We start from the raw sequence: 20724 nt of genomic DNA on the forward strand, positions 1-20724 counted from the left end.
CGCAAACCCTCCTGTTTATATTGAAAAGTTTTGGTAAACGTGGAACTCCATTTGGTTTAACCCTTTACAGAACCAAGCATAACGCCTTTGACAAAATATTTTTGCAGAAACGGATAAACGACCAGCATCGGAACCACCATAACGACAACGCCGACAGATTTGACCATTTCAGTAGCAACCATTAGCTGCTCCTCTGGTGCTAGGGAAGGTGAATTCAGGATGTCGTTTTTTTGCAGCATCGCTTGGACAATGACCGTCAAATTCTGCATGTCACTCTTATTGATGTACATCAGAACGCTCATAAACGCATTCCAATAGTTAATCCCATAGAACAGGGCTAAAGTGGCCAGCATCGGAAGCGATAGCGGCAATATGATTCGAATGAGGAGAGATACGTCGCTGCATCCGTCAATTCGCGCTGCTTCTTCCACTTCATGAGGAATATTCTCAAAGTAGCTTTTCATGAGCAGCATATTATAGGTACTGATAAACCCCGTGAGCCACAGAGACCAATAGGAGTCGATTAAAGACAGGTTCTTTACGACGAGATAAGTAGGGATCAACCCTCCTGAGAACAACATCGTAAACACCATGGCAAGCACAAACTTGCGTCGTCCTATCAAATAGCTTCTCGACAACGGATAGGCTGCCAATACCGTCCCCGCCATACTAAGTGCAACACCGACAAGCGTAATGATAATGCTATTTTTAAATGCTGAGAAAGCCGGAGTTGTTAGGAAGAAAACCTTATATGCCGTAAAATCCAAGCCTACCGGCCAGAAGAAAACATGTCCCGAATCTACGGCCGAACGCTCGCTCATCGATAGCGCTATAATATGAATAAATGGCAGTATACAGGTTAAGGCAATTGCCCCGAGCATAACATAATTGACTGCGTAGAAAATTCTTTCACCTTTTGTCGCTTTCATGCGGACGCCCCTCCTCGTTATCAGAATAAAGCTTGGTCGAATTTGCGGGCGATCCTGTTAGCTACCAGTACGAGCGCACAGCCAATGACGGATTCGAACAGCCCCATCGCCGTAGTTACGCTAAATTGCGCATTTCCCAAACCTATTTTATAAATATAAGTACTTATGACCTCTGACACATCAGCAACCGCTGAGTTCTGAAGGTTATATATCTGATCAAAGCCGACCTCCATCAATTGACCCATAGCCAAAATGAGCAGCAGGATGATCGTGTGACGAATGCCCGGAATCGTAATGTGCCAAATTTGCCGCCACTTCGAAGCGCCGTCCATACCTGCTGACTCGTAAAGGGCAGGATCTATGTTCGTTAGAGCGGCCAAATAAATAATTGTGCTAAACCCCATCTCCTTCCAAACCCCCGAACCAACGAATACGGCAACCCAGGATTTTGACTCGTAAAGAAAGGTTATAGGTTCAATATTGAATAGCATGAGTACCTTGTTGATCGAGCCGTAATCGGTTGCAAATAAGGATAACACGAGACCTCCGACGATGACCCAAGAGAAAAAATGCGGCAGATAGACGATCGTTTGAACCCATTTCTTGAACCATGTCTTCCTCACTTCATTAAGCAGAATGGCGAGGAAGATGGGTACCGGGAACCCGACAAGCAAATTCAAAAAGCTGAGCCAAAAGGTGTTCCATATAATCTGGAGCGTACTGGAGCTGGAAAATAAAACTTTAAAATTTTTCAGGCCAACCCATGGACTGTGCAAAATACCATCAGCAAAATTGTAGCTTTTGAAAGCGATAATAAGTCCGCCCATTGGCCAATATTTGAACAGAATGTAGTAAGCAAAGACAGGGACAAGCATGATAAAAAGCGGAATGTTTTGTTTCAATCTTCTTCTTCGTCTCAGCTGCAAAGCTTTATGCTCAATTGTCGTTATGGGTAGTCTAGGAGCTTCATTGGTATTTCCGTTCAAGGCTGCTTCACTCCTTACTTCAATGTTATAAACCTATAATAAAAGTTTTGATCCAAAAAACCCTTAAAAAATTATAGGAAAATCTATAAATTCATTGGGTATGTGTCCAGATAAAAAAAAGACAGCTTACGCCATCCTTAGTTCTAATTCTCCAATTCTCTCAAAAACCTGAACACAAAACACCAGGAAAATATAGTAAATAAGCATCCCCCTTACCTCCTAACCCAAAAAATTTTCATATAAAAAAGACTATTTCATGTACGGACTCGTCATCCGCTTCTGAAACAGTCTTTTTTCTACAATTTTCATAGTCGTTCAAAACTAATCGTAACGATTTCTGCTGGACGAACGGATACGGACAATCGCCCCGATCCCTCCTGCTGCAGACGATCCAAACGCCGTTCCAGAATATCGCTTTTATACGCATTATGGAACTTCTCAGGGAGGTCCATCTTCAGAACTCTCTCCTGTGCAGAGATGTTATACCAACGCGCAATCAAATCTCCTGTCTCCTCGGAAACTTTCATTGTGGAGAAGACCATAGCTTGACCTTCCCAGCCCCCAAAAGCGTATGTCGGTGGCAGTTCTCCGTGATGAACCTCAGTTTGCTTTACAGACCAAGGAACTTGATATTGATGGGCAGCCTGTATAGCACCGGAGCCATGAACTAGCGGATCTTCTTCCATCGTTTCGATAGGTACCGCATAAGGGATAACAGATAGGTGCACAGTATGCTCGCCGATACACTGTGCTTCTGGCGTTGGGAAGTACCCCCAGTCGCCTAATTCCCCTACAGCTCGAAGCAGTGTGACCGCGATGGTTTGGCCGCTATCTTCTCGAACGATCTCATATTCGTTCAAACCGCGGTTGGCGATAGTAAGCCCCTGCCGCGCACCTGCAATGGTTACGAATGCTTGCTGGTGTTGGCAGTTGCTCGGATTTTTCCATTCGGCTGTCGTTGTATTGCTCCGCTCCGGCACTTCAAAGATGGAATCAGCATAATGGGTTTCTGCTTCCAATCCAGTAGGAAACAGCATTCGCAAACGGTGATCTTTGGCATGATTGTTATAGGTTGACGCAATATCAACGCGCTTTCCGTTTTTATCCAAGGATACCACGGTCGTGATTTTCAAAACAATCTTTGCATCAGATCGCGCCGACTTGCGCCCAGTAAACCAGACCAGTTCCTTCCTTTCCATTTCCAGCAATTCCTCTGCAGATGCCGGTATTTCTAACTCGTGAACGATCTCTATGCTAGCTCGGTAAGGCGTATCTTCCTGAATACGAATGGATGCCGGTATACCTCGTGTAGTCACAGCCGTGTCTCCGCAAGCTTGGCGGTACATATACTCATTGCCGATATCTCCCGTATTTTCATAAACGCCCAAGCCTTTGTAGACCGTTCCTTCAAGCTTCTCCGTTACCGTAAACGAGCCGTCATCAGCGACTTGGACACTCAAATATTCGTTTTCCATCGCGTGTGTACCAACGATTAACGAAGTCGGCGAAAGCAGAAGCTTTAATGAGGCATCACGGGTCAATGCATACGTTTTGTACCCCAAAGCAGGCACATTAGCTGCTTCGAAGGTCACATGGACGGCACGCGCGAAATAAGGCTGCCTGAACTTGTCGTCAGGTAAATCGTACCCAAAGTGAATTCCCATATCCTTTAATCCAAAAGGAATAGGTTTCCCATCCACATCAACCAACACATAATCGTCCAAGTTCTTATGCTTCAAGTCCTGTCTCATATCCCGGAAATCCCTGCCATCACGGAAATAGATCCTGTTTAATTCCAGCTGTACAGTTACGGTGCCACTGCGTTCCCACCCTGTCGTATTCGTTACCAGAAAAGGCGCCGCCTCTTTGCCGTAACCGGAAAACGCAGATGTATCCACTCGTTCCGCCAACCAAGTCAGGCTATCCTGAACGATAGATTCGGCTACATGCTTGCTTTTCTCAAAACGCGTCATCATTTCGGCATGCACTTCATCAACACTGCACCCGCAAATACTGTCATGCGGATGGTTCTGCATCAATGTTTTCCAGGCATAGGTAAACAGATGATGGGGATATGGGCATCCTGCTTGGTAAGCAAAGGCAGCCAAAGGCTCCGCCACTTTTTCCAAGAGTGTCTGGCCTTCTTGATTTTTTTGTTTGATATAAACGCGGGAAGATGCCGTATTTACGAGCGTAGACCAGCCATCTGTATGCTGGCTTCTCAGCTCTCCGCGGATGACGGATAGGTCACTCGGGATCGTCCGGTTCACTTCACTTAAATAATCTTTAAAATTGGCGTGGATGAATCGGATGTCCGGATACAGCTTCTCAGCTGTTCCGATTGCATCCGTGAGATCGGTCTGCACAGGCTGATGATCACAGCCGTTCATGAACAACCAATGCGGCGTAGAAGCATATTGGGATACTTCTGCTAGCTTTTGATCCCAATACTTGGATGCCGCTTCTGGATTCACAGGAATCTCATTCCCGTTGCTGTACCAATTGGCAAATAAAATGCCCAGCACCTTGGAGCCGTCAGGCGCTTCCCAAAACATCTCAGAGTACGGTGATTCATATGCCTGAGATTCCGATACTTCATTGTTAAATCCCGTCGGCTTCACACCGCGTCCGAACACGGCGTTCTCAATGTCTGCTTGCCGCAGCAGCTGCGGCGCCTGCCCCATGTTGCCGAAGGAATCCGGGAAATAACCCAACTTCGAAATGACGCCATAAGCTTTAGCATCACGGTGCCCAATTAGCAGATTACGCACATTCGCTTCGCTGCTCGTTAGAAATTCATCCTGCAGTATATACCACGGGCCGATGTGGATGCGCCCTCCGCGAATCAATTGCTCTAACGTCTCCTTCATTTCCGGCCGTATCTGCAAATAATCCTCTAAGATGATCGTTTGACCGTCCAGATGAAAGCTGCGGTATCCGTCATCCTGGCTGAGGGTCTGAATCAGCGTATCCATTAACTTGATCAGCAATACGTGATGCTTTTCATAGGGCAAATACCATTCCCTGTCCCAATGTGTATGCGAAATGATATGTACGGTTTTGGACTGTGTCATGGCGTTGTCTCCATTTCTATGTAATGTCAACTCTTTGCTTCAAGATGCTCTGTCCGTAGTCAGAGCGCCTCCATGACCGTTTTCAGCGTATCTGCAATGCCCTTAATATCGTCCGTATCTTCGCCTAAGTCCCCATCTCCCAGCAGCGCTGTCACCAGCTTGGCGCCGTTGGCATTCCAGCCGGTCACCAACATGCCGGGCATGCGGTCAATCGCCCCTCGCTCTTCCGCTTGGCGGATAGACTGCTCGAGCAGATCAAGGGCCGCTTCTGGTGTTTTCCAGCAGCTGGGCCACACTTCAAATCCTTTGTCGAGCAAATGCCCGACAGATGGATAAGCATCCAATTTATCGTAGTGCCAATCGCACAATATAATATCCTTCGGAATAAGATCCACAGCCGGCCAAATGCCGTAAATGTCGCCATCCCACTCTGTATACCCCATGCCTTTGGCGTCAATCAACCGATCAGCCCACATGAGCATCTGCACCTTACGATTACGGACCAAATGCTCGTAATAATCGGTAGTTGCTTTTGCAAACAGTTTCGCCTTATTTTTCCCACGACATCGAGGGCACCCATCATCCGCGATGGCGAACACTTCGTCCATGCCAACGTGCAGCGCATCCGCTTCAAAAGCATCGATCAGCTCATCCATTAGATCAAACACAATCGGATTAATGTCCGGATGGGTAGGACACCAGCTCGGGCAGTAAAATTCAGGCCACTTAGCATCCGTCGGCACATGCGGGGTTTCGTCGAACTCCGGATACGCCCGCAGGAACGAATTCCTCGCTCCTCCCCAGCCTTGGTGCCCCAAACAATCAAACAAAGGGATTAACTGGATGCCGTACCGCTTACATAAGCTGGACAGTTTCCTCGCATCTTCCTTCGTCAAGCTGCCGCCCGATACTTCCGGATGAGATTGGAACTGAAACGAAGTGTTGCATTCCAATATCAAAACATTCACACCCATAGGCGCCAACGCTTCCTCAATCACTCGCTTTAGATTACCGACATCCTCATGCGATCCGAAGCGCATATGGAATCCTTTCAGCTGCCATCCATCTTTGTTCACTGTTTCTCCTCCACCCTGTCTTTATCTTTATTACCCTACTAAACCGGTACGCTCTACGCTTTCCACGAAATAACGCTGAACAAACAAATACAACGCAATCAAAGGTCCCATCATCAGCAGTACGCCTGTGTTGAGCAGCATAGACTGGTATACCGGATCCGGCTCTTTGCCTAGAGCTGGCCCCATATCCGTCAGCTGTGTCGAAAGCACCTTCACTTTACTCAAAAACAGGGATACATAATAGCTATCGTTCCACTGCCATACAAACGAGAATAAAACGACAGTGACTACAGCAGGTATGGCGTTAGGCAGCATAATCCTGTAAAAGGTTTTGAAAATTCCCGCTCCGTCCGCGAGGGCGGCTTCTTCGATTTCTTTGGGAATACCCCGGAAAAATTGACGGAAAATATAAATGTAAAGCCCGTTTTTCAGCCCCATCGCTGTGCCAGACGAGATAAGGAACGGCCAGAACGTGTCGATCAGATTGATACTGCTCTTCCCTGAAAATAGGCCAACTAATCCGAAAAGATCAAAATACCGGTATGTTAAATAGAGCGGAATCATGATCGTTTGAGGCGGCACGACGATGGTGAAAATGACCAGACCAAACAACAGTCCGCTGCCTTTAAATTTCAACCTCGCAAAAGCGTATCCCGCCAACGCGCAAGAACAAACCTGAATCAACGTTGTCGTAGACGAGATAAGGAACGTGTTCCATAAAGCTGACAAATAGTTTGTTGCTGAGATGGCAATCTCCAAATTTTCGAGTGTAAAATGCCGGGGAATCCACAGCACAGTTGGATCATAAATGTCGACTCTGTCACGAAAAGCAACCGATAGTCTTAAAAATATGGGAAACAAAATAATATAACAAAAGCCGATCACCAAGATGGCGCGTATGATCTGCCATGTCCAATTTTTCGCCTTTTCCAGCGGATTGCGCCTGCTAATCCATCCGTCCATACGTACAGCCTGCGATTTCATAGTCCTATCCCTCCATCAGTCGTAATAAAATACTTTTCTTGAGACAAGCGCAGTGGAGATGACAAGGATGATAGCCACAACAACGAAGTACACCCAAGACATTGCCGCACTTAAACCGAAATCGAAGGTTTTGAACGCCGTTTGCGAAATGAGCGTATTGATTTTATTTCTGCTGAAGGAATCAATAATGGAATAGACCAGGTTCGTTAATATGAGCGGGGACATCATCGGAAACGTCACTTTCCAAAAAATCTCGTATCCCGTTGCCCCTTCGATTTTGGATGCCTCGTACAAGGAAGGGGAGATCGATTGAAGCCCTGCCAAGAAAATCAAAATTTGCACACCAGAAGAGCTGATAATTTCATAAATCCGATCTACAGCACTCGTGATGTAATTGACTACGATAGGAGCCATGCCCGAATCCAGCAGCATTTTTTTGAGTTCAAAGCTTTGCAGCATATTAGAACCGTCTCCGCTTCCACTCAGAGCCGAACCTCCCACAAAGCTGCTGATATCTAGATTAGCGAGGGCGCTCGACGCCAGAATGACCGGCAAAAAGAAGATCGCGCGCGCAAGGGCGCGCCCTTTAAATTTTTGATTCAATAGCACCGCTGCGAACAAGCTGAAAATAATGATGATCGGCACATTCACAACCATGTTAACGACACCTTCCACCAATAACCGGGGGTAATCCGGATTGGAGGCAAATAAGCTGACGTAGTTGCTAAATCCAGTAGGCAGTACGGCAAAGCCGCCCTCTACCATTTGTATGGTACTTAAGCTGAACCGGAACGACTGAATGAGCGGCAGCAGAAAAAGCATGACCATCCCCAGGATGAGGGGAGATACGAACAATACGCCGTACCACGCTTTCGTCTGTTCCAACGATAATCTTTTTTTCCGCAAATCACTCACCTCCTACCCAGTAGCTCATGGCCTCTAGCTGTTTATTATTCACCTGTACCGTAGTAGCGTTATAATTGATAACAATCTTCTTCCCATTCTCGAAGGTCGTTTGAACCACACCCTCTGCCAATTTGCGATGATCGGTAATCACATATGACCGAACCTCATTCAGCACAGTGCCAGCCTCTTTGTAGAAACTGGCCGCTTGATCCAGCCAATCCCCGTAATGCAGCGCATATAGTTCGTTATAATCCGAATCCTTAACCGCTGACGAATCGCTGTAGTACCACTGGTAATAAATATTCGATCCAGTCTCCAGCGCTTTCAGCAGGGAAACGCGTGAATTGGTTACGCTCTGCATATTAAACGGCTCTCCAGCGAGATCATAAAAACCATGAAGTGCGATTTGATAAAAGGGTACGTCTTCGTCGGTCAGATTCAAGCGACTGCTCTTGGTCGGAGCATTCACAATGATATTGGCGTACGGCAGGCTGTAGGCATTACCGCCATTCACCATTAAGTTATTGGCCCGCTGCTTCAGCTTGCCGGTTCCGTCAACGGCAATGTGTAATGCTTCCTGCCGGTTAATAGGATGATCCGGGTTAAAGTCTGAGTTCACTTCATTCCCTAAATCCCTAAGAGACAAGCCTGTAAGGCCAAACTTCGCGTAGTCGGAGGCAAATCCATCCACTGTTTTGGCCAGCGCAGACGGCGATAATAAGTAATGTGAAAATTTCGTTGTATCTTTGACATACATCACGGGGTCATACTTGTAAATTTTGGCCTTCTGTCTGTCTAAAAAGGAAGCTGCGTCTGAAGCTCCTTTATATTTCTCAAGAAAAGCTACATCGGGGAATAGATGGATGTTTTCCTTTGACATATAATCGATCAGCTTGCGGAATCCCTTCTTACCGCCTAACTCACCGACTACGTCAACGTTCAATGGAGACGTATGCCGAATCCCGTCATTAAACCAACCGACATAGCGGAGCCCGATATCCTTGACTCCTTTTTCTTTCAGAGCTGTTAACATTGACTGCGTTTCAGCAAAGGTGGTCAGCGCTTCCGTTGATTGATACGGAACACCGACAAAAGACGCTTGTTTCTGGAACGCCCCCTCCACCTCAAGCAGGAAAGGACTTGCCTTAGCTGGCTCCAGCTTTTTCAGACCGTATTTATTCACCAAATACTCTCTATATTTGCCTGCCATAGCCGTATAGTCGGATGAAGGTCCTGACAAAAAGTCATATCGAATCTGATAATCCCCTTGAAAAGGCTTCTGCCCGAACATCGGTACGGAGCTCGTTTTGGTTCCTGACGTTAACGTATAGAAGTCCATGTCCATGACTTTAAACTTCCCGCCAACCGTGTTATAAGAATCGTTTCTGCCGGAGATGTCTGCCGTGATATTGGCCATCGCGTCTCCGCCTTCAATCATGCCAAGCATAGCGTGATCATTCTGCTTTATGCCAAAGACTGGCAGTCTCGTGGTCTCATTCGTTTGAATCTTTTCTTTGACGTCGTAAGTGCCATCGGAACCGTAAACCGGAAGGTTGTATGCCTCCGCGTTCTTTTTGTTGTTATTCAGATGAATCAAGGCGCCAGACCCGTCAGGGACGAACATGTAACCGTCTTTTTTATCATCGGCAGCCCCGAAATATTTGAGCAGCTGCAGCATGGCAATCGGATAAGCATTTGTATACTGAAGCTCCTCGCCAGCTGTCTTGACAACAAGATGCTCTCCATCCAAGGTGATCTCCAGCGGAACCGTAAACCTTGGACCTTCCTCTTGGGCACTGCTTCCCGCCCCATTGTCCTTATTGTCCTTAGCGGCTTCTTCGTTTGTGTAACCAATTGCCTCTAGTTTTTGGGACAGTTCCTCCGCCACAAAATCCTGCAGCTTTCGAACTTCATATACTTGCTTCTGTTCGTCCAATCGGAATTTGAAAGCGACATCTTCACGGGTGTCCTTGTCCGGCAGCTTCCCCAGAATACGCTCCTCAAACCGCTGTTTACCGATTACCTTAGGAATATTGCCGTAATCTTTTGGAATATTTCCCAGCTGGTATACGATTTTGATGCCTTTATCCACGCCGCTGATTTTAAATTGTTTCTTTTTTACGCTATCGTCGTAGCTGTTGAACGTATTAAGCTGCCCTTTTTCGTTGTAATAGGTAACTAACAGTTGGGACGATAGTTCTGATTTATACAAAGGAGAAGCCTTGGGATCTTTCTCTCGATCCACTGGATTAGAGAACCAAATATAGCCATCTCTTTTGTCCTTGACAGCAACCTCGGCCGTCTCGCGTTTGACGTAGAGCATCAGAAATTCGTTCTGGGTTATTAGCTCCATGGCTTCAAGAGCCCTCTGCTCCTCCGCTGTGTTAGATGATACTGCAACCGCTCCACTTGCAGCACGAACCTCCGCGCTTGCGGCAGTTACGGAATTATTTGAAAGGACTGATTTGACCTGGGATTGAGCTTCCGCCATACTTATAGATTGATCCTGCGAGTAGATCACGGTCAGACTGCAGGCCACCAAACCGGCGCTCAGGATGCCAAGGGATATTTTCATCTTGCTGGACACCTTCATCCCTCCTTAGAGTTTTCCAATGGAAAACTTTCTTCGTAAGCATAATCTTAGCTAATTTATCGTGTTCCGCTAAAATCTGAATGAGAGTTCGCGGTAAATGGAAGTGATAAAATTGATCATTTGCTGCAGCATGCTGAAGAACAATACGCCGAGGAAGATGATGATACCAATAACAACAAGCGTCAGAATCATCGTGACCACCGTCTTGGAAGCTGAATATTGATGAACCGTCATGGTGCCTACAAACAGCAGCCAGATGAACCAGATGTATGCAATCGCATCGAGCAAATAATAAAACGTGCTTTCACTTCCAGTAATCACATTGCTGTAAAGCGTCTGCGGCAGATAGATCAGGATGAGCGGCATCAGCGCATAGCCTGTTGCCATGACGATTTCTTTAAACTTGCCTTCCCCATCCATTAAAGTAGTCAATGACCAATTCGCCATACACCAGAGCAGAAACGGAAGAACGATGAATTTCAGCTCATTGAGACTGTTCAGCTCGAGTGGATTGTTCATATTGACAACAAACCCGCTGTACTGTCGTTTCAAAATGGTGAAGACCACGAGGAGGAGTAAGCAGATGACCACAACCTTTAACCTGCCTTTTTGTTCGTACTTCATCTCCCAAAATCCGTTGAACGGATGCAGCATCGTATAAAAAGGATTTTTCAACACACCGATTTCCGTATAATGCTTTCCACGCATTCTTCTGCCAGCAAGCTTCACAGCTGTATAACCAAGACCGAAGACAAGCGCAAAGCCGAATACGATGGTGCCAAAATGTGCGAACACAACTTCTTTCCGGTACCGTTTGAAAGCTTCTGAATAATAGTCACGGTTATTTCCTAATTTGAAATAGCTCATCGCCCCGCGGTTATCGCCATTTTTCAATAACGATTTACCGATCCCGATGTAGGCTACCTCAAAGTTGCCATTCATTTGAAGCACTTGCTGCCATGAAGCGGTAGATGCATCCGTTATCCCGTTATAGAGCGATTTAACTGCTTCACGTATCAGGCTTCCGTAACGTGTAGGCTGGAAGACAGACAAACGGTTATTGTCTTTATCGAGCACCAGCACCTTGTCCCCGAGCATCGCAATCGCCGAAGGCGTACGGAATTTCCCCTGTTCGCTGCCAAGTCCGCCGAATTCGTACAGCAGATTGCCGTCTTTGTCATAAGTGAAAATACGGCCCCTTTTCAAATCCATTGCGCTGTACATGCCGCCTTCATCCTTAGTAATATCGATGAAAATGGAGCTTCCAGGCGCGCTACCGACTTCCAGCGTTTGGATATCCCCTTTAGGCGGGAAATACCCTTTATCCCTTAAAATATCCACACCAGACGGGTTCAACCGTTTGATCGGGCGATCCGATTTTTCCTCTGAGGTGGTCGTATAAATAAAACCGTCTTCATCCATGTCCAAGTTATTAAATTCAAGCGGAATGAACAGCTGCATTTGCTCGCGCTGCGCTTTAGTTGAGATCCGTTTCCAAAACAAATCTACGGGATTGAACTTCACGCGATTCGTGCCGATAAACCCATTGAATTCGCCATCGGTATCAAATTCCATAATTCCTTCGTAGGATCCGCGACTAATGACATAGATCCGCTGTGCCTTGTCGACAACTAACTTAGTTGGCATGTATTGAAATCCTTCGCGCAGCAGGGAAGACTTCGGCTCCCCCATTACACGCACCAACGCTCCCTGACCGTTCAATTCCACCAGCCTTTTGTTTTGCGTATCCGCGATAAGAAGATGACCGTCGGTTCCGTTGTAGAACACGCCTTCCGGCTTGTTGAACGTTTCTTTGCTTCCGTTATTTTCGAACCAGGAAATCACCTGAACTTCCCGAAACTGATCATTCAATACGACGATTCGATCATTTCCGGTATCCGCAATGTAGATTCGACGATCACTGCCGATGAATAGATCCTGGGGTGACAACAGATTGCCCGTTTTCATGTCTGTTCCATACATGACCCGCTCCAGCTCATAAGGACTCGGAGCCGGGACGCTCTGTCCCCAAAAATTATAATTGTACGTATCGTTGTTAGGTGCGGCAATCACAGGAGCGGCCATACCGATGAAAAGCACAACGGCGAACATCATGATAAGTATTCTTTTCAAGTGGCTCCCCCCTGTTTACTCTTTCAGACCAGAAGTGGACATGGTTTGGATGATGTTGCTTTGCGTCACAATAAACACGGTAATCGGCACGGCCATCATTAGCAGGGTAACGGCTGACACTGGTCCCGTTCGCACCAATCCACCGCTAGCTATTTGCCCGAACACATAATCAACGGTCTTCAACTGCTCGCTGTAAATATATTTATGGCTCGTCACGGAACCATTCGTCCACAAATTTTGCAGCGAAAAAATGACCAGCGTCAGCCACGCAGGCTTAACGATTGGCATAACGATCTGCCAAAAAATCCGATATTCGCTGGCCCCATCGATTTTCGCTGCTTCCAGAAGAGAGTCTGGAACTTGCTCCATAAACTGTTTCATCAGATATAATCCGAGTGTCATACCGAAGGACGGCAAGATGATCGCCCAATAGGTATTAATTAGATGAAGCCAAGAAATGGTCATGTAATTGGGCACCTGTGTCACATAAGCCGTAAACATAAGCGACATAACGACCATATTGAACAGGATGTTCCTGCCTGGGAACTTGATTTTGGCCAGCGGATAAGCAGCAGCGGATGCGATGATGACATGACCCACAGTGCCTACGATGGCAATAAAGAACGTATTGAACACATAGCGAGAGAACGGCACCCATGAATCGGAAAAAATGTTCACCAAATCGGTAAAATTTTTGAATGTAGGATTTCGCACTAATAGCTTTGGTGGAAACACGAATATTTCATCGATTGGTTTAAACGCATTGCTAATGGTAAAAACCAGCGGCAGTGCCATAAAGAAGGCTATGCCGCCAAGCAGCAGGAAAAGTAAAATATCAACCGCCCAAGAACGGTTCAAACGCTTTGGCATCTTTAATGTCAGCTTCATTCCGGTCATTCACCCACTTTTCCTAGCAGCTTACGCGTCAAGAGGTTTGTTACAAACATGATGGTAAACAAAACAGTCGCGATCGCGGAGGCGTACCCCATCTCGAAACGGATCGAACCATAGTCGACTAAGTGGGTCACAATCGTATGTGCTGCGTAATCTACACTCGGGAAGCCAATCATGTAAATAGAAATTTCAGCCACGGAGAAAGCGAGCGTGATTTGAATAACCGCGCCGAACAGCAGCTGTGGCCGCATGGCCGGCAGTGTGATAAACCATAGCTCCTGCCAACGATTACGTACGCCATCGATGGCACCGGCTTCATACAGCGTACGATCTACATTTTGCAGACCAGCGATAAAGGCTAGAAAGGATGTTCCCAAACTGAGCCACAGCTGTACGAGGATTAGAATCGCGAGAACGAACCTCGGATCCTGCAACCACTGGATCGGCTCCAGGATCATCCCCCATTTGATCAAGAATGAATTGGCATACCCGTAAGAATCACTCGCAAACAGGGTTTGCCAGATCAGGTACGTATTACCCGAAATCGAAGGCGCATATAGGATTAGCGTGAGCACAGCGCGCAGCTTAGGCCGCAGCTCATTGATCAGCCAAGCGAACAGGAAACAAGCCATATAGCTGATCGGCCCCGTAATTAATGCAAATAGGAGCGTATTTTTGAGTGCGATCAAAAAGATGTCATCCTGTACGAACAATCTGGCGAAATTTTGCCAGCCAACCCATTTGGGCGGTTCAAGCATATTGTAGCTCGTGAAACTTAAACAGACGGACATTAATACAGGAAATACCGTAAATGTAAGGAAAATAAGAAAGTATGGCGCTATTAACATATAGGCATGCTTATGTTTTTTGACATCACTACCCAATCGGCCGAATTTACCTTGGAACGCCGAGTTGGTTTTCATTGCGGATGTTCCAGTATCACGTGGCATGCTAGGGTTCACTGCAGGCTGTTGTTTCATGGCGCCCCCTCATTTCTCGTAGGGAAGATTAAACTCTTTCCGTTTTAAAGCAATTTCGTCGTTGATATAACGGACGTAATAATCCATCGTTTCGCGTGGATCGTCGCCTTGTACGACGACTCTACGAAAGGCATTATCAATGTTGCGTCCCGTCAAATAACCGCCCGGAACCTCGGGTATCCCTTTTACCCACTTCATCTGCTCCTTCAATCTGTCGAAATCTCTAGAAGGCCAAGGCAGCGCAGCTAAAGCTTCCATGTTGGCCGTCGGATACCTAGCCGAAGATCCCATGCGAATTTCCATTTGACGTCCAAACGCAATTTGCGTCTCTTTGCTGGTCCACCATTCCATAAACTTCCATGCGGCATCTTTATTTTTCGTACGTTTGAACATGACAACGCCCGATCCCCCACTGCCGACATCGCGACGAAGGGAGCCATCCGGCTTTTTTGTTCCAGGAACAGGTGCAAATTCCCACAATCCTTTAATCTCTGGGGCAAAAACTGACAGCTTGTTGTACATCGTATAGTCTGCGATGCCAATAGGCATTTCCCCTGTACGGAAACGGTTGGCGAAATCCGCTGCGATCGGAATTTTATAATTCACGTAAAAATCGGTCCACTGCTTGAACTCCTTGATCGCCGTTTCCGAATCAAGACCGCTGGTGGCTCCGTCATTAGTATAAAACTGTCCATCATGCTGGTATAAAAACATGGCTAAAGCTGGGTTCGGCGGAAGCGTGATGATATTGGTCGTTTCCAAATCATTCCCAAATGTGTTCAACGGTTTTTGCGGCAGCCCGAACTGCAAGTTATGCTTCTGTAGGGGAGGCAGCATATCATACACGTCTTCCCACGTTTGCGGAGGCTTCATCTTTAGCTCATCTTCCAAAATGTCTTTCCTATAGAAGAGAACTGGGAAGGTTTGCGTTTCCGGCAGCGCGTAATAGCTTCCTGAAAACTCATACGGAACCATCGCACTCTCGTTAAAGCGTGATTTCACGCTGTTGAAATCTGGAAACACCGATAGATCCTGCATCGCATTGCGGGTTGCATAATTGACAGGCAAATCGTTGGGAGCTTGCAGCGCTACATCCGGCCCTTTACCTGCTACCGTAGAAGGCAGCAAAATGTCTGCTGATACCAACTTCAAATTGATTTTTATTCCTGTCTTTGGCGTAAAGGTTTCGTCAATCAATTTCTTGATGGTCTGCGCTTGGTCACGTGCTGAGGTCACCCATACCGAAACTGAATCAGCTCCCTCTTTTGTGTGCGATAACTGATCGTAATTCTCAAAGAAGGAAGCAAAGAAAGCTGCTGAGCTGCTTTTGAATTTCTGCCACGCAGTCGCTTCCGGATTCGGCAGCTTGGCTTGCGGCGAGCTTAGCGTCAGATAATCGATGGCGAGCGGTTGTTCATTCACCGAAAGCAGCCACGCCCCGAGTCCCCCTACATTGGTTTTGAACTGATCAATCCGAGATGGCACCGTATCCGGTCTGTCTGCCATATCACTGAGCTGGTAAGCCAGCGTATTCAATATCGCGGTACGCTCATCGTTCTTTCCATTCTGTCCTTGAATCAACTTCGTAATTTTTTGGAGCAAGTCGCTTTGTTTGCGAAACTCCCCAGCCATCTCGGGAATTCTTTGCTCGAGCTGATAATCCCGAAACGAATCGGGCACCGTCCCCGTAAAGCTAATAATTTTACGATACAGCGCATTTAAGTCCAAAATGCTCGTTTCCACCGCATTCAGAATCGGGGCCAAATCCCCCAATGTCACTTCGAGCCGGACTTTGTGTTTACCCTTCGTGAAATAAAACAAGTACGGATGCTCAGCATCTTGGCCGATCACCGTCGTCTGCCATTCGCTATTGAACGGAAAGCCGACATGCTGAAGCTCCTGAAAGGGCATTTTGCCGTCGATGTACATCGTTCGAAGCGAAGCCATCCCGCGCAAATAGTTTTGATGATTTTTCACCGCTATTTGATACAATCCGTCGTCCGGTACATCCAGTTCCCATTCGATCCATTGGCCAGGAAGCCTCCAAGCCCACCCGCCCATTGCATTGTTCCGCAATTTAGATACGTGATACGGCTCTACCGCAGGACTGGAACGATCATTATAAGGCAATAGTGTTGGAGAAGATTTATATAAGGCGTGTTCGCCTTGAACTTGCAGCATCACATCTTTCGCAAGCTGGTAACCTTTTTGCGTATACGTGCTCGCCAACGTATCATACGAAGGCGTTGTTGCCGAGTTTGTAAGTCTAAGTGAATGAATAATGAGCGGTTCTCTTACTGAAGTAAACATGATGGAGTGCTTGCCTTTTGAAAAATAAAACAAATAAGGATCTTCATTAAATCCGGTCGCATCCTTTAATAACGATGCCTGCCACATCGGTTCTTCCACTTGCGATGGAACCAAATCGTTGCCCTGCTCGTCACGCTCGAACTCATTTTTATCGTTCTTCCATATTCGTTGGAACGTCATGCTTTTCGCCTCGGTAAATGGTACCGAACCGTCAATTCGCAATTCTCTTTCTATATCCGAATCTTTCCCGCTTACTGTGTAGTAATGGATGCCAATGTTGTACAATCCCTCTTGCTCGACTGTAAATTGCCATTCAATGGACCCCACATCCGAAGTCAGAATGGACTTCCCGTTTTCCCCTTGATAATTGTCTAGAACAGAAACGCTCATGCCTTGGGTCGAACTGAATTGTTCGGTGGGAATGACGGTTTCAGCGCTTGGGCGCACCGATTGTTTGTACTTGGCCAAATATTCCGCATAGCTGCCTTTTTTATATGTATCTGCCAATGCCGATAACGCTGTACCGCTTATTGGACTCTCTTCCGCTGTAACGATTTGGCGGGAACCGCCGCCGAGCCACTGATACGTTGCGAACCCGGTTGCAAAAAACAAAACGAATATGAGGAACACTTTGGCGAATGCTCGGCGCATGGGTTTTCCCCCTTTTCTTAACTTTGCCCCTAATCCCTGCTAGCATGGAATTAGGGGCATGGCATCATAACTGTTTATTTGCTTTCCTCGAGCAGTTTACTGATCTTCGCTTCGAATTGAGGTTTCACTTTGTCTACCGCCGTTGCCGGAGAAACTTTACCTTCTGTGATGTCCTTCACAATACCTTCGAACAATTTTTCTCCGTCCGGAATCCCATAGTAAGAAATGTAATTAATGCTTTTATCCATTTGCTTACGTGTATCCATGGACTCTTTGTTCGGGTAGGACTGCTGCCAAGATTGCTCGGAAAGCTTTCTGCCTTCTTCATTCAAGCTGATTTCGTCCATAATATGCAAAGCAACTTCCGCATTCTTCGAGTACTTAGATACCATCCACATGTTGCCAAATGGCGTGTAGGACACATACTTGTCGGCCTTCGGACCTTTCGGGAAGAACACATAGCCGAGTTCTTGGCCCTTCATGTTGTCCTTCAAACCACCGAGTTCCCAGCTGAAGCCCGCGTACATGACGCCTTTGCCCGCTACAAACTCTTTGCTGGCATCTTCTGGAATCGGCTGTTCGATTGATTTGTCTACGTTGAATAGATCAGATGCGTATTGCAGCGCTTGTATGGCATTTTCACTGTTCAAAGAGAACTTGATGGCTCCGCTCGAATCTTTATCCACAGCCCCTTTGTTCGTGTAAACTAATTGCTCCGCGAATGCTTTCACTTTGCCATAAGCGCCAGTGATGCCCCATACATCGGTTTTACCGTCACCATTCGTGTCCTGTGTCGCTTTTTTGGAGAACTCGCGGAATTTCTCCCAATTCCATTGGCCTTTTTGTTGCAGTTCATACGGATCTTCCAAACCAAGCTTCTGTACCAACGTTTTATTATAGAAGATACCGTACGGGGACGGTGCGGAATCAATCAACCCGTATTGATGTTTGTTGTAGCTGCCGCCTGCTTTCATCCAATCGATATACTTAGGATCAGATACTTTGATCCATTGATCGATCGGCTGGACAAATCCTTTATTCGCAAGCTGCGGGAACGCCCAAAATAATTCCATGCGCACGATATCCGCAAACGGCTGTCCGGAGAGAGAAGTAGTCGTGAAATTCTCCACGTATTTGTTGTAATCCCCGAATTTAACAAACTCGATTTTGCAGTTGTATTTCTTTTCAGCAGCTTCAATTAATTTGATTTGCGCTTCTTCTGCCGGGCCTTTCTCTTTCGCTGTTCTCGGGTCGGCTCCGTCATACCAGACACCAATTTTAATGCTTTGACCATTCAAATCGACTTTCTTTTCGTCTGGTTTCGCACTTTGCGGCGCCGCTGTTGTTTGTGCAGTTGGCTGTGGTGTCGGCGATGATGTCTTGTTGTCCGTACCCTGTGAACAACCAACTACACCCGCGACCATCGTAAGAGCTACTGGAATTGCAAGTAATTTAAACGCTTTCATTCGAACCCCTCACTATCCTTTGGATTTGAAAAAATTAAAACGCTTACAAAACGATCTCTTTACAAGAACAAGTTGAATCCCATTGTGAACACCCGAGTTATGTATGCCAACTAAAATAGTACAATGGATGTTTAATCCTCCTTAATCAGGAGAATCGACACAATTAGATATATCTTTAACCTCGTTCTTTAATAAGATTATAGCGAAATGACCTATCTTTGTAAATAGTTAATATATCTTTTGTTAAAACCAATAAATTTGGTTATACTCAATTCGTCCGTTGTACAACCGGCTTGCGCGATCCTTGGTTGAGCTTGTTTATCTGATGCAAAGCAAGCTATGCCTAAGTGACCTAATGCTTACTTGAGCATGTAAAAGTTGTCTTTGTTCAACTTTAGGTAAGCTAATCCGCGTTTTCCACGCGATTGTTGCATGAAATACAACATCTATACTTTACCAGAAGAAATCAAGGAAATTGTTGTACGCTGTACAACTTGCCTTACGTCACCTTACTCCCCAAAATGCCGTGTAAATATAAAACCTTCCCATAGGAAGGCATGATACCTGGGAAGGTTCGCTGTTTATAGTTGTATGGCTGGCAGATCCGTCGTATATGGATTCGGGCGTGGCCCAGTGGATTCGCGTTCAACCCATCGTACCGGAGTTTTAATTTTGTATTGTTCGGTATCGGCGTTCTCAATCCTCCGAATGATGATTTCCGCCGCTTGGCGCCCAATCGAGTAATAGTCTTGGCCGACCGAAGATAATGGAACTTCGACATGCCTGGCTATTTCATGGTCGTCAAAGCCTGCTATGGATAGCTGTTCGGGAACGCCAATCCCCATATCCAAAGCTGTTTTGAGCAGTTCGACAGCAAGATGGTCATGCTCGACCTGAAGAGCGGTAACCTTCATATGCCTCAATTTCGCAATCAACGATTTGTAAAATCCTTTCGCGTTTGCCCCACTCAGCTCACGATAGAAATCCGTTAGCACGAGATCAGAATCGATTGACATCTTATGGTCTTTTAGCGCTTTACAATAACCTAGGTACCTGTCTCTTACAGAACTGCGGTATTCAATGCTGACACTGGAAACAAAAGCGATCCGTTCGTGCCCGAGTTCAATCAATCTTTTGGCCGTCAGATACCCACCTTCAAAGTTGTCGGATACGACACTGCTGATAGGCAAGCTATCGAAATATTGATCGATCGTCACAATCGGATAATCGTTCCAATAGAGTGCATTGATCACATCGATGTTGCTGATGGTGCTAATTGGATACAAGATGATACCGCTCAGGCCGCTTTTCGGCACCTTAGCAAGTATCTCTTTTTCTTTTTCTTTTCTCCAGTTGCTGTTGTGTATGCTCAAATAATAACCTTTGGAGTCCAAGTAATCATGGGCACCTTTGATATAATCAAGCTCACTTGTAGCCATATAAGGCAAAATCATTGCGATGATGGGGTTCGTTGCGTTTGGAATACCCGTATCAACAGCCTCTTCCGGATATTTCACGTAGCTTCCGCTGCCACGTTTGCGGTAGATCATGCCTTCCCGCTCCAACTCGATCAAGGCGCGTTTGGAAGTAATCCGGCTGACGCCGTACTGCATCGCAAGCTCTACTTCGGTCGGAAGCTGCTGTTCAGGCACATACTCCCCTGATCTAATCTTTTCTTTCAAATCGCTCAAAATTTTCATATAAAGCGGTTTAGTATCCAATTCCAACACATCACTTCCAGT

General features: G+C 46.4%; 13 protein-coding genes. All 13 read right to left on the bottom strand.

The annotated features are described in order from the left end of the window. Positions 1-56 precede the first annotated feature (56 nt). Positions 57-929 (bottom strand): carbohydrate ABC transporter permease, encoded by an 873-nt coding sequence (locus QFZ80_RS31775; protein WP_307551539.1) that lies wholly within the window; start codon positions 927-929, stop codon positions 57-59. Between the two features lie 20 nt (positions 930-949). Further along, entirely contained in the window at positions 950-1804 is an 855-nt protein-coding gene (locus QFZ80_RS31780) for an ABC transporter permease (protein WP_307555885.1), read from the bottom strand. 416 nt (positions 1805-2220) lie between these two features. Further along, a complete protein-coding gene (locus tag QFZ80_RS31785; RefSeq protein WP_307562725.1) occupies positions 2221-4989 on the bottom strand; it encodes an alpha-mannosidase in 2769 nt (922 codons plus the stop codon). Positions 4990-5048: 59 nt separating this feature from the next. Then, positions 5049-6065: a family 20 glycosylhydrolase gene (locus QFZ80_RS31790; protein ID WP_307562727.1), complete on the bottom strand. Its 1017-nt coding sequence runs from the start codon at positions 6063-6065 to the stop codon at positions 5049-5051. 30 nt (positions 6066-6095) lie between these two features. Further along, a complete protein-coding gene (locus QFZ80_RS31795; RefSeq protein ID WP_307551532.1) occupies positions 6096-7049 on the bottom strand; it encodes a carbohydrate ABC transporter permease in 954 nt (317 codons plus the stop codon). A 15-nt stretch (positions 7050-7064) separates the two neighbouring features. Then, complete coding sequence (locus QFZ80_RS31800) at positions 7065-7955, bottom strand: carbohydrate ABC transporter permease (protein WP_307562729.1); 891 nt, start codon at positions 7953-7955, stop codon at positions 7065-7067. Between the two features lies 1 nt (position 7956). Next, positions 7957-10542 (bottom strand): DUF5696 domain-containing protein, encoded by a 2586-nt coding sequence (locus QFZ80_RS31805; RefSeq protein WP_307562730.1) that lies wholly within the window; start codon positions 10540-10542, stop codon positions 7957-7959. Positions 10543-10617: 75 nt separating this feature from the next. Further along, on the bottom strand, positions 10618-12681 hold the full coding sequence (locus QFZ80_RS31810; protein WP_307562732.1) for a YIP1 family protein: 2064 nt from the start codon (positions 12679-12681) through the stop codon (positions 10618-10620). A 15-nt stretch (positions 12682-12696) separates the two neighbouring features. Continuing rightward, positions 12697-13569, bottom strand: a complete 873-nt coding sequence (locus QFZ80_RS31815; RefSeq protein WP_307551527.1) for a carbohydrate ABC transporter permease — start codon at positions 13567-13569, stop codon at positions 12697-12699. A gap of 5 nt (positions 13570-13574) precedes the next feature. After that, positions 13575-14498, bottom strand: coding sequence for a carbohydrate ABC transporter permease (locus QFZ80_RS31820; RefSeq protein ID WP_307555882.1), 924 nt, complete (start codon positions 14496-14498; stop codon positions 13575-13577). A 66-nt stretch (positions 14499-14564) separates the two neighbouring features. Next, entirely contained in the window at positions 14565-17516 is a 2952-nt protein-coding gene (locus QFZ80_RS31825; protein WP_307562734.1) for an extracellular solute-binding protein, read from the bottom strand. Between the two features lie 74 nt (positions 17517-17590). After that, positions 17591-18982 (bottom strand): ABC transporter substrate-binding protein, encoded by a 1392-nt coding sequence (locus tag QFZ80_RS31830; protein ID WP_307562736.1) that lies wholly within the window; start codon positions 18980-18982, stop codon positions 17591-17593. 581 nt (positions 18983-19563) lie between these two features. Continuing rightward, positions 19564-20712 (bottom strand): GntR family transcriptional regulator, encoded by a 1149-nt coding sequence (locus tag QFZ80_RS31835; RefSeq protein WP_307562739.1) that lies wholly within the window; start codon positions 20710-20712, stop codon positions 19564-19566. Positions 20713-20724 lie beyond the last annotated feature (12 nt).

Origin of the sequence: Paenibacillus sp. V4I7 (genome assembly GCF_030817275.1) — a bacterium.
GTDB lineage: Bacteria > Bacillota > Bacilli > Paenibacillales > NBRC-103111 > Paenibacillus_E.

Coding starts and splice junctions, on each gene's coding strand:
- QFZ80_RS31775 (WP_307551539.1), bottom strand. CDS start 929: ATGAAAGCGACAAAAGGTGAAAGAATTTTCTACGCAGTCAATTATGTT.
- QFZ80_RS31780 (WP_307555885.1), bottom strand. CDS start 1,804: ATGCTTGTCCCTGTCTTTGCTTACTACATTCTGTTCAAATATTGGCCA.
- QFZ80_RS31785 (WP_307562725.1), bottom strand. CDS start 4,989: ATGACACAGTCCAAAACCGTACATATCATTTCGCATACACATTGGGAC.
- QFZ80_RS31795 (WP_307551532.1), bottom strand. CDS start 7,049: ATGAAATCGCAGGCTGTACGTATGGACGGATGGATTAGCAGGCGCAAT.
- QFZ80_RS31815 (WP_307551527.1), bottom strand. CDS start 13,569: ATGAAGCTGACATTAAAGATGCCAAAGCGTTTGAACCGTTCTTGGGCG.
- QFZ80_RS31820 (WP_307555882.1), bottom strand. CDS start 14,498: ATGAAAACCAACTCGGCGTTCCAAGGTAAATTCGGCCGATTGGGTAGT.
- QFZ80_RS31825 (WP_307562734.1), bottom strand. CDS start 17,516: ATGCGCCGAGCATTCGCCAAAGTGTTCCTCATATTCGTTTTGTTTTTT.
- QFZ80_RS31830 (WP_307562736.1), bottom strand. CDS start 18,982: ATGAAAGCGTTTAAATTACTTGCAATTCCAGTAGCTCTTACGATGGTC.